The sequence below is a fragment of the Burkholderia sp. Bp9090 genome (genome assembly GCF_003857985.1).
In the GTDB taxonomy this organism is placed as follows: domain Bacteria; phylum Pseudomonadota; class Gammaproteobacteria; order Burkholderiales; family Burkholderiaceae; genus Burkholderia.
On the sequence record NZ_QTPV01000132.1, the window covers coordinates 1 to 228 of the forward strand.

A 228-nucleotide genomic window follows, 5' to 3' on the forward strand; every position below is an offset into this window, starting at 1 on the left:
TCTGCAATCACCAGAATCGTCATTTCTTTCCGCTCCCTCTTACAGCACCTTGGCTTCGGTCTTCAGCTTCTCGACCAGCGTCTTCACGTCCGGCACCTTCACGCCGGCCGCGCGCTTCGGTGGCTCGGCCACCTTCAGCGTCTTCATACGAGGCGTGACATCCACGCCGAGGTCTTCCGGCTTCACCGTTTCCAGCGGCTTCTTCTTCGCCTTCATGATGTTCGGCAG

The 228-nt window shown here is 59.2% G+C and carries 1 pseudogene; it reads right to left on the reverse strand.

The features are described 5' to 3' along the window. Nucleotides 1-39: 39 nt before the first annotated feature. A pseudogene (locus DIE16_RS36430) lies at nucleotides 40-228 on the reverse strand (electron transfer flavoprotein subunit beta/FixA family protein); the annotation flags it as partial.